Here is a 10359-nt window from a genome sequence, read left to right as displayed (position 1 = left end):
GGGGGGGGGGGGGGGGGGGGGGGAGGGGGGGGCGGCCGCCGGCGGGGGGGGGGGGGGGGGGGGGGGGGGGGGGGCGCGGGGGCCGCCCCCCCCCCCCCCCCGCCGCCGCATCGTCATGCGCCTGACCCGCATCGAAGCGCTGCGCCGGCTCCTGATCCCGGTCCTGCTGCGCTTCCCGGCGCTGAACCGGCGCGTCGCGGCCTCGCTGTCCGCCATCAAGCAAACCCCGCCCGAGCCGCTGCCGGAAGGCGTCGCGCCGGTGCCCGACGAGCTGCGCGCCCTGCCCGCCTCGGTGCGCGCCGTGCTGGCCGACCTCCAGCGCGCCCGCCGCCTTCATACGGATTCCTGAACCATGCGCATCGTCATCGACCTGTTGGGACACCATGGCCGCGTCGACCCGGCCGCGGTGGCGCTCGCGCTGACCCTGGCGCGCCAGAAGCCGCACGGCGGCGCGGGCGCGCACGAACTGTGGGTCGCGGCCCCGCTGCACGACCCCGTGGCCCTGGAAAGCCTGCGCCTGGAGCCCGCCCTCGGCGCCGCACGCGTGCGCGCCTTCGACATCCCCGCGGGCGGACGCACCCGCGAGCTGGTGCGCCGCCACGCCCTGGGCGGCCTGGAACCCGGGGTGGTGCTGGCCATCGAACGCGGCGCGCGGCCGGCCGCGGCGCAGCCCGGGACGCCCTGGCACGTGCTGCATACCGAGCCGCGCGGAACCGATCCGGCGACCCTCTGGACCGCCCTGAACGCGACCGCCGCCGAGAAGGACGCCGTGCCCGCGCCGGCCAGGCGTCCGCGCCTGGCCTACGTCTCGCCGCTGCCGCCGGAGCGCTCCGGCATCGCCGACTACAGCGCCGAACTGGTGCCGGAACTGGCCAGGTTCTACGAGCTCGAGCTGGTGGTGGCCCAGGAGCACGTGCAGGACCCGCGCCTGGAGGGCCTGCCGCTGCGCGACCCGGACTGGCTGCGCGCCAACGCGCACGAGATCGACCGCGTGCTCTACCATTTCGGCAACTCGCACGCCCACCGGCACATGTTCGAGCTGGTGCGCGAGGTGCCGGGCGTGGTGGTGCTGCACGACTTCTACTTCTCCGGCGTGCTCGACAACCTCGAGCGCGAGGGCTACCTGGACAAGGGCTTCCTGCACGCGCTCTACGAGTCGCACGGCTACAGCGGCCTGCTGGACCACCTCAAGGGAGGCCGTCACCCGGCCATCTGGAAGTACCCGCTCAACAAGGGTGTGCTCGACAACGCGCTGGGCGTGATCGTCCATTCCGACTTTTCGAAGGAACTGGCCGCCCACTGGTACGGCCCCGACGCCGCCAGCGGCTGGCGCACCATCCCGCTGCTGCGCGGCCGTCCGGCGCAATCCGGCACGCTTGAAGCGCGCGCCGCCGCCCGCGCGCGCCTGGGCCTGGACGACGGCGACTACGCGGTCTGCACCTTCGGCATGCTGGGCCGCACCAAGCGCAACGCCGAACTGCTCGACGCCTTCCTCGCCTCGGCGCTGGCCCAGGACCCGGACTGCCTGCTGGTCTTCGTCGGCGAGAACGATCCGGGTCCCTACGGCGCCGGGCTGCTGGAGCGGATCGCCGCCAGCGGCGCGGCCGCGCGCATCCGCATCACCGGTTTCGCCGACGCGGCCACCTACGCCGACTGGCTGGCGGCCTGCGACTGCGCCGTGCAGCTGAGGAGCAGCACCCGCGGCGAGACCTCGGCCTCGGTGCTCGACTGCCTGCTGTACGGCGTGCCGACCATCGTCAACGCCCACGGCTCGACCGCGTCGGTTCCGGATGCGCTGCTGCTCAAGCTGCAGGACGAATTCGCCAACTACGAGCTGAGCGCCGCGCTCGAACGGCTGCGCGCGGACGCCGCCCTGAGGGCGGACCTGGGCCGGCGCGCACGGGAACACATGGCGCGCGAGCATGCGCCGGACCGTGTCGGGCAGCTGGTCCACGAAGCCATCGAGCAGCTGGCCCAGCGCGGCCGCCATGCCTGCTATGCGTCCACCGTGCGCGCGGTCGCGCCGCTCTGCCCCGCCGCCGAACTGCAGGAGCTGGCCGCCGCGATCGCCTTCAACCGCCCGCCTCCGGCCCAGCGCCAGCTGCTGGTCGACGTCTCGGCCATGGTCCAGTCCGACCTCAAGACCGGCATCCAGCGCGTGGTGCGCAGCATCCTGCTGGCCATGATCGCCGACCCGCCGCCGGGCTGGCGCATCGAGCCGGTGTACTCGCTGGGAGGCAACCGCCCCTACCATTACGCGCGCCGCTTCGCCCTCAAGCTGGTGGGCGAGGAGGAGCTGGCGATGGAAGACGCGCCGGCCGAGCTGCGCCCGGGCGACATCTTCTTCGGGCTCGACCTGTTCACCACCGGCACCACCCAGAACGAGGCCCAGCTGCTGGCCATGCGCGACCGCGGGCTGGACGTGGTGTTCGTGGTGTTCGATGTGCTGCCGATGCTGCGCCCCGAGGTCTTCCCCTTCGGGACCGAGCAGTATTTCGGCGACTTCCTGCGCACCGTGCACAGGGTCTCGCATGGCGTGCTCTGCATCTCGCGCGCCGTGGCCGACGAACTGGCCGGCTGGATCGAGGGTCAGGGCTTGAAGCGCCGCGCGCCGCTCAAGCTGGGCCACTTCCACCTGGGCGCCGACATCGACGCCAGCGCCCCGAGCTTCGGCCTGCCGCCGGATGCCGACCAGGTACTGCAGGCCCTCGGCGAGCGCCCCAGCTTCCTGATGGTCGGCACCGTCGAGCCGCGCAAGGGCCACGCCCAGGCGCTGGCCGCCTTCGAGCTGCTGTGGCAGCGCGGCGTGGACGCCAACCTGGTGGTGGTCGGCAAGCAGGGCTGGATGGTCGACAAGCTGGCCGAGCGCATGGCCAGCCACCCTGAAAAGGACAAGCGCCTGTTCTGGCTGGCCGGGATCTCGGACGAGATGCTGCTCAAGCTCTACGGCCGCTCCTCGGCCCTGCTGGCGCCCTCCGAGGGCGAAGGCTTCGGCCTGCCGCTGATCGAGGCGGCCCAGCACCATATCCCGATCCTGGCCCGCAGCCTGCCGGTGTTCCGCGAAGTCGCGGGCGAGCACGCCTATTATTTCGACGGCCTGGCGCCGGACGACCTGGCCGGCGCCGTCACCCGCTGGCTGGCCCTGCACGCGGACGGCAAGGCCCCGCCTTCTACCGACATGCCCTGGCTGACCTGGGACCAGAGCGCCCGCCAGGTGCTCGACGCCCTGGTGCGCCAGCAGTGGTACCGCATCCTGCCCGGCAAGGGAGAACCGACGCCATGAACGCCCCCCATTCCGTCCACGCGCAGATCGGCGCCCAGGCTGCGGGCGCCGACATCATCGCGGTCGTCATCCCCAGCTACAAGGTCACCCGCCACATCCTGGGCGTCATCGAGGCCATCGGGCCGGAAGTGGCGCGCATCTACGTGATCGACGACCAGTGCCCGGACGGCAGCGGCGCCTTCGTGCGCGCCCATTGCCGCGACCCGCGCGTGACGGTGCTGGAACATGAAACAAACCAGGGCGTGGGCGGGGCGGTGCTGACCGGCTACCGCGCGGCGATCGCCGGCGGCGCGCGCGTGATCGTCAAGCTCGACGGCGACGGCCAGATGGACGCCCACCTGATCCCCACCTTCGTGGCGCCGATCCTGGCCGGCGAAGCCGACTACACCAAGGGCAACCGCTTCTTCAACCTGGAGCGCCTGGGCAGCATGCCGCCGGTGCGCATGTTCGGCAACGCCATGCTGTCCTTCATGACCAAGCTGTCCTCGGGCTACTGGGACCTGTTCGACCCGACCAACGGCTACACCGCCATCCACGCCGATTGCGCGCGCTACCTGCCCTTCGAGAAGATCAGCAAGCGCTACTTCTTCGAGAGCGACATGCTGTTCCGCCTGAACACCCTGGGAGCGGTGGCGGTCGACGTGCCCATGGACGCGGTCTACGGCGACGAAGTGAGCAACCTGAAGGTGTCGCGGGTCGTCACCGAATTCCTGGCCAAGAACGTGCGCAACTTCTTCAAGCGCCTGTTCTACAACTACTACCTGCGCAACATGTCGCTGGCTTCGCTCGAGCTGCCGCTGGGCGTGCTGATGGTCCTGTTCGGCGCCGTGTACGGCGTTTCGCACTGGATCGGCTCGGCGCGCGCAGGTGTCCCGACCCCGGCCGGCACCGTCATGGTGGCCGCGCTGCCGGTGATCATGGGGGTGCAGCTGATCCTGGCCTTCCTGGCCTACGACATCGCCTCGGTGCCGCGCCGCCCGCTGCACAAGCGCACCCTGTTCCGCCGTCCACAGCATGATTGATTCCCTGCGCCAGCGCCAGTTCCTCGTCTTCCTCGCCGGCGGCCTGCTGTGCGCGGGAGTCGACGTCGGTACCATGCAGCTGCTGATGGCGGCGGGCAGCCACCACACCGCAGCGGCCAGCGCCGGCTTCGCCGCCGGCCTGCTGGTCAACTACGCCTTCCACAGCCGGGTCACCTTCGACCAGGCCGCATCCCCCGCCAGCTTCGCGCGCTACCTGTGCGTGGTCGGCCTGAACTACCTCCTGACCATCGCCTGCGTGGCGCTGGCCGCCGCCCTCGCCGACAAGCCGCTGGCCGGGAAAGTCCTGTCGCTGCCGCTGGTGGCGCTCAACGGCTACCTGCTCGGCAAACACTGGATCTTCAAGTGATGAACTTCGCGCCCGTTCAGTACGACCGAGACCACCTTGCCCGCTACAGCGCGCTGTTCGGGGCCTGCTTCCCCGGCGCCGGCAAGTTCAGCCCGGACTACCTGGCCTGGCTCTACCTGGCCAATCCGGACGGCAAGGCGGTCGGCTTCGACGCCTGGGACGGCGAGCGCCTGGCGGCCCACTACGTGTGCGTGCCGGCGCGCGCCTGGGTCGAGGGACGCGAGGTGCCGGTGCTGCTGTCGCTGAACACCGCCACCCATCCGGACTACCAGGGCAAGGGCTTGTTCACCAAACTGGCCGCGATGAGCTTCGAGGCCGGCATGGCGGCCGGCTACGACGGGGTCTACGGCGTGGCCAATGCCAACAGCACGCCGGGCTTCGTGCGCAAGCTGGGCTTCCAGCTGGTGCGCCCGCTGGAAGCGCGGGTCGGGCTGGGCGCCCTGCGCCACGCGCCTAAGGCGCCGGCGCGCGAGCTGTCCTTCGAGCGCAGCTGGAGCGAGGCGGCGCTGGAGTGGCGCTGCGCCAATCCGCACAACCCGGTGTGGCAGCGCGCCAGGGGTAGGCGCACCCAGTTCTACGCGGCCGCCTTCGGCCGGCATCTGCCCGCCTATGCGGAACTGGAAAGGCAGGCGGCGCCGCAAGCGCTGGCCCCTGCGCTGTCCCCGCTGCGCCTGTTCATCGGCCTGGCGCCGGACGCCGGCAGCCGCTACGGCAACTACCTTGGCATCCCGATGCGCCTGCGTCCCTCGCCGCTGAACCTGATCTACCGCTCCTTCAGCGAGCGCGTGGCCCGCCTCGACCCGTCCCGCATCCAGTTCAGCTTCCTCGACTTCGATGCCTACTGAAGCTGCCGCCCTGTTCCTGTTCGCGCACCAGGACGACGAGTTCGGGGTGTTCGCGCGCATCGCCGAGTGCCGCCGCCAGGGACTGCGCGTGGCCTGCGCCTACCTGACCGACGGCGCGACCGCCGCCGCCACGGCCGAGCGGCGCAACGCCGAATCGCTGGCGGTGCTGGCGCGCCTGGGCGTGGCGCGCGCCGACGTGCGCTTCGCCGGCCAGGAGCTCGGGATTGGCGACGCGCGCCTGCCCCTGCACCTGGCCGCCGCCGAACAATGGATCGATGCGTGGATAGCGGGCTTCGGCCAGGTCGACTCGCTGCACGTGACGGCCTGGGAAGGCGGCCACCACGACCACGACGCGCTGCACGCGCTGGCGGTCGGCGCGGCAAGCCGCCACGGCCTGCTGGCGCGCACCTGGCAATATTCGCTGTACCAGGCCGCCGGGCTGCCCGGCCCGCTGTTCCGGGTACTGGCGCCGCTGCCGCAAAACGGTCCCGTGTGCGCGCGCAAGATCCCCTGGGGCGAACGGCTGAACTACCTGCGCCTGTGCCTGTCCTATCCTTCGCAGCGCAGCACCTGGCTGGGCCTGTTCCCCTTTGTGCTGCTGCACTACCTGCTGCGCGGCGTCCAGACCCTGCAGAAGGTCGATCCGCAGCGCCTGCGCGAGCGCCCGCACGCCGGAGCGTTGTACTATGAAAAACGCCAATTCTTTACCTGGGACACAATGAACGAGGCGCTGCGCGCATGGCGCGCCGCCTCCCAGCCGCCATGACGACCATCCAAGACGCCCCGACCGCCGTTTCCGCCGCCCGCCGCGCGGCTCCGCCGCTTTCTCCTGCGCCGCGCGCGCGCGGCGAAGTCCTCGCCTGGCTGTTCCTGGCCGCCGGCCTTGCCGCCGTGTTCGCCTGGCTGCTGCAGCGCCATCTCGGCCTGAATCCGGTGATCTTCGCCGACGAGTGGTACTACAGCAAGATGGCGCGCCTGCAGCCGCTGGGCGAGGCCATCGTGCCCTCCTACCTCTACCTGTGGCTGTTCAGCGCCAGCTCGGCCTGCGGCAGCGGCTTCCTCGATTGCGTACGCATCGGCAATGCGCTGCTCTTCGTCGGCGCCGGGCCCTTCATCTACCTGATCGGGCGCCGCGTCACGCGCCCGGCGATCGCGGCCGCCGTCAGCCTGCTGTCCCTGCTCGCCCCCTTCAACCTGTACACGGCCCTGTTCATGCCGGAAGCCACGTATTACTTCGGCTTCATTGTCCTGAGCTGGGTGGTGCTGAACCATCCGTCCTGGAGCGCGGCGCGCCTGGGCCTGGCCGGCGGCGCCGTGCTCGGCCTGATGAGCCTGGTGAAGGTACACGCCCTGTTCCTGCTGCCGGCGCTCGGCCTCTACCTGGCCTGCAACGCCTGGATGCGCGCGGACGGCAAGCGGCCCGCCGCATGGCTGGCGGACGCCCTGGTCGCGGCCGTGCTGGCGGCGGTGGCGACCCTGCTCGCCAAGTTCAGCGTCGGCTACCTGCTGGCCGGCAAACCCGCGCTGAGCCTGTTCGGCAGCTTCTACGCCACCGCCGCCGAATCGGGCGCGGGGCGTTCGCTGTTCTACCTGGCGCCGCCCGCCTTCGTCAACGGCCGCGGCCACCTGATGGTGCTGGCCCTCTTGATGCCGATGCCGATGGCGATGCTCCTGCTGGCCCTGTTGAGCGGCGCCGCCCGCCGCCAGGCCGGCGCGGCCCTGAGCCGCCTGGGCCTGTACAGCTTCCTGATGCTCGGCTCGGCCGCCGGCCTGGCCGTGGTGTACACCGCCTCGATCGCCGGCCTGGGACCGCTCGAAGTGGTGCGCCTGCACCTGCGCTACTACAGCTTCGTATTCCCGCTGCTGCTCCTGATCGCGGCCGCGCCGCTCGGCACGGTCCAGGCCGGGCGGCAGCTGCTGGAGCGGCAGCCGGGCCAGCCGCGCCTGGCCTGGGCGGCGGCGGCCCTGGTCGGCGCCGCCGTGCTGGCCGCGCTGGTGCTGCTGCCGCGTTATTCGCCCACGCCCATCGACGGCCCGGAATTCGCCTCCCTCAGCCTGCAATCCTGGCAGGGCTGGACCCTGGCCGCGCTCGACCTGGCGGTGCTGCTGCTGTGGGCGGCCGGCCGGCGCCTGGCCGCCGCCCTGTTCCTGTTTGCGGTGGTCCCGCTCACGCTGGCGCTGGGCATGGCCGCGAACGACAGCTACCTGCGCCAGGTGCGCGCCGACTGGCCGCCCGACGCCGCCGGCAAGCTGGCCTACCGCCTCGTTCCCCGCACCGAGCACGGCCAGGTCACGGTGGCGGGCCACGCCATGATGGACATCATGCGCGCCCAGTTCCATATCGACCACCAGGACAGCGGCATGCTGGAGCTGCCCAAGGACGCGCCGATCGAGGCCTACCAGATGCCGGCACGTCACAAGTGGCTGCTGGTGATCGGCCAGCATGCCGTGCCGCCGGGCCTGGGCGCGGCGCCCGTGGTGGCGACGGCGGAGTATGCGCTGCTGCGCCTGGAAAGCGCCTTCCGGCCGATCGGGACGCGCCACCTGTCCCAGCCCTACGGCGGCCTGGTGACCGGCGCCGACGGCCTGTCGGTCGGCGAGCCCTGGGGGCGCTGGTCGACCGGGAAGCAGGTGGTCCTGCATCTCGACCGGCCGCTGCCGAAAGTGGCCGACGTCCTGATCAAGGCCCAGGCCTACGCCGACAACACCACCCTGCCCTTCACCCTGCGCGCGGGCGATTCCAGCGTCCCGTTCCGCATCGGACCGAGCCTGCAGGAGGTCAAGCTGCGCGTGCATACCGACGGCGCCCAGCGCAGCCTGACGATCGAAGTGCCGCGCCCGACGACGCCGCGCAGCCTCGGCCAGTGGGCGGACGACCGCGCGCTGGGCATCGGCATCGCGGAAGTCAGCATCGGCGAGGGACAGTGAGCCTGGACCGGGCCTGTGTGCGCTTACGAACGGAGGCCCGCGCCACGAATCTCTAGAGTGGAGACTACACTGCCTGCAAGGACTGCCCATGGTACTCGGACCCGAAAAAGAAGATACGCTCAAGAAACCGCTCGACGTGCAGGGCGGCGGCCAGAGCATGGGTGCGCCGGCCTCGGGCGAGATCGAAGGCAACGCCGTCCATCCGCTGGGCAACCCCGGCGTCAAGCACTGGCAGGCCAGCTACATCGACCATGGCGGGCTGGAGGAACGCGGCAACATCTTCTTCGCCGCGGTCGAGATGACCCGCATGCCGATGGTGGTGACCGACCCGCGCAAGGAAGACAATCCGATCGTCTTCGCCAACAACGCCTTCTTCGATCTCACCGGCTACGAAGAGAAGGATGTCCTGGGCCGCAACTGCCGCTTCCTGCAGGGAGCGGACACCGACCCCGCCACCGTGGCCGAAGTACGCCAGGCGGTGGCGGAGCAGCGCGCGGTCGCGGTCGACATCCTGAACTACAAGGCCGACGGCACGCCCTTCTGGAACGCGCTGTTCCTGGGACCGATCTTCGACCAGGACGGCACCCTGCTGCACTTCTTCGCCTCGCAGATGGACATCACCGAGCGCCGCTCCCACCAGGAGTCCTACCTGCAGTCGCAGAAGATGGAAGCGATCGGCCAGCTCTCGGCCGGCATGGCGCACGACTTCAACAACCTGCTGCAGGTCATCAACGGCAACCTGGAGGTGGCCCTGATCGGCGCAGGCCCGGCTAGCCGCGCGCTGGAACCGATCCGGCGCGCCCAGCGCGCCACCATGCAGGCCGGCAAGCTCACCCAGCAGCTGCTGAGCTTTGCGCGCAAGCAGCGCCTGGAGCCGCGCAGCCTGAGCCTGAACAGCCTGGTGGTCGAGTTCTCGGACATGCTGGTGCGCACCCTGGGCGACAAGCTCGAGCTGCGCCTCGACCTGCGCCCAGGCCTGCCCGCCTGCACGGTCGACCCGACCTACCTCGAGATGGCCCTGCTCAACGTGGTGATCAATGCGCGCGACGCCATGCCGGACGGCGGCGTCGTCACGGTCGGCACCGCCGTGCTGTCGCCGGAACGGCGCCGCATCCTCAAGCTGCCGGCCGGCGACTATGTCTGCATCTGCGTGAACGACCAGGGCGAAGGCATGACAGAAGACGTGCGGCGCCGCGCCACCGAGCCCTTCTTCACCACCAAGGGACCGGGCACCGGCCTGGGGCTGGCGATGGTGCATGGCTTCGTGCAGCAGTCGCGCGGCAAGCTCGACATCGAGAGCGCGCCCGGCAAGGGCACGCAGGTGCGCATGGTGTTCCCGATCAGCGAACAGGTCCAGGCCGGCGCGGACGAAGGCGAGGCCGCGCAATCCCCGGTGCGGCCGCAGGGCAGCGACTGCCACGTGCTGGTGGTCGAGGACAACGACGACGTGCGCGAACTGGCCGAGGGCATGCTGGCCATGGCCGGCTACCAGGTGCTGAGCGCGTCCAGCGGCGAACGCGCGCTGACCCTGCTCGACAGCGGCGCGCAGGTGGACCTGCTGTTCACCGACGTGATCATGCCTGGCGGCATGAACGGACTGCAACTGATCGACAAGGCGCGCCAGATGCGGCCGGGGCTGCCGGTGCTGGTGACCACTGGCTACATGGACGAGCTGCCCGGGCGCGGGGTGCGCAGCGAGGGACTGGACGTGCTGGCCAAGCCCTACCACCACCAGGAGCTGCTGGACCGGATCAAGGCGGCCCTCAGGCGCACGCCCTGAACGCCGGCTCGCCGCCAAACACAAAGGGGCGGGGGGGGGGGCCTGCCCGCCCCGTGGGTGGTTTGGCCCCCCGGCCAGGGTGGGGCCCCCCCCCCCCCCGGCGGGCCCCGGGGCCGCCCCCCCCCCCCCCCCCC

8 protein-coding genes are annotated in these 10359 nt (G+C 71.2%); all 8 read left to right on the top strand.

Annotated features, from left to right (window positions below):
• The first annotated feature begins 115 nt into the window (after positions 1-115).
• The 8 genes from J8847_RS23440 (at position 116) to J8847_RS23405 (ending at position 10225) form a co-directional block, all read left to right on the top strand.
• The gene (locus J8847_RS23440) at positions 116-349 is read left to right on the top strand and encodes a hypothetical protein (RefSeq protein WP_229513179.1); all 234 of its coding nucleotides are present in this window, start codon (positions 116-118) and stop codon (positions 347-349) included.
• A gap of 3 nt (positions 350-352) precedes the next feature.
• Positions 353-3283 carry a glycosyltransferase gene (locus J8847_RS23435; RefSeq protein ID WP_211527096.1) on the top strand — a complete coding sequence of 977 codons (2931 nt, stop codon included), beginning with the start codon at positions 353-355 and terminating at the stop codon, positions 3281-3283.
• Entirely contained in the window at positions 3280-4305 is a 1026-nt protein-coding gene (locus J8847_RS23430; protein ID WP_211527095.1) for a glycosyltransferase family 2 protein, read from the top strand. The genes J8847_RS23435 and J8847_RS23430 overlap by 4 nt, the downstream gene beginning before the upstream one ends.
• Positions 4298-4672 carry a GtrA family protein gene (locus J8847_RS23425; RefSeq protein ID WP_211527094.1) on the top strand — a complete coding sequence of 125 codons (375 nt, stop codon included), beginning with the start codon at positions 4298-4300 and terminating at the stop codon, positions 4670-4672. The genes J8847_RS23430 and J8847_RS23425 overlap by 8 nt, the downstream gene beginning before the upstream one ends.
• Positions 4672-5517, top strand: coding sequence for a GNAT family N-acetyltransferase (locus J8847_RS23420; protein WP_211527093.1), 846 nt, complete (start codon positions 4672-4674; stop codon positions 5515-5517). The genes J8847_RS23425 and J8847_RS23420 overlap by 1 nt, the downstream gene beginning before the upstream one ends.
• Positions 5507-6283: a PIG-L deacetylase family protein gene (locus J8847_RS23415; protein ID WP_211527092.1), complete on the top strand. Its 777-nt coding sequence runs from the start codon at positions 5507-5509 to the stop codon at positions 6281-6283. The genes J8847_RS23420 and J8847_RS23415 overlap by 11 nt, the downstream gene beginning before the upstream one ends.
• Positions 6280-8445, top strand: coding sequence for a glycosyltransferase family 39 protein (locus tag J8847_RS23410; protein WP_229513177.1), 2166 nt, complete (start codon positions 6280-6282; stop codon positions 8443-8445). Before J8847_RS23415 ends, J8847_RS23410 begins: the two co-directional genes overlap by 4 nt.
• Positions 8446-8533: 88 nt before the next feature.
• On the top strand, positions 8534-10225 hold the full coding sequence (locus tag J8847_RS23405) for a histidine kinase famiy protein (protein ID WP_211527091.1): 1692 nt from the start codon (positions 8534-8536) through the stop codon (positions 10223-10225).
• The last annotated feature ends 134 nt before the right edge of the window (positions 10226-10359 follow it).

This window comes from Massilia sp. AB1 (assembly GCF_018119385.1).
Taxonomy (GTDB): Bacteria; Pseudomonadota; Gammaproteobacteria; order Burkholderiales; family Burkholderiaceae_D; genus Telluria.
This window is presented reverse-complemented; position numbering and strand designations above follow the sequence as displayed.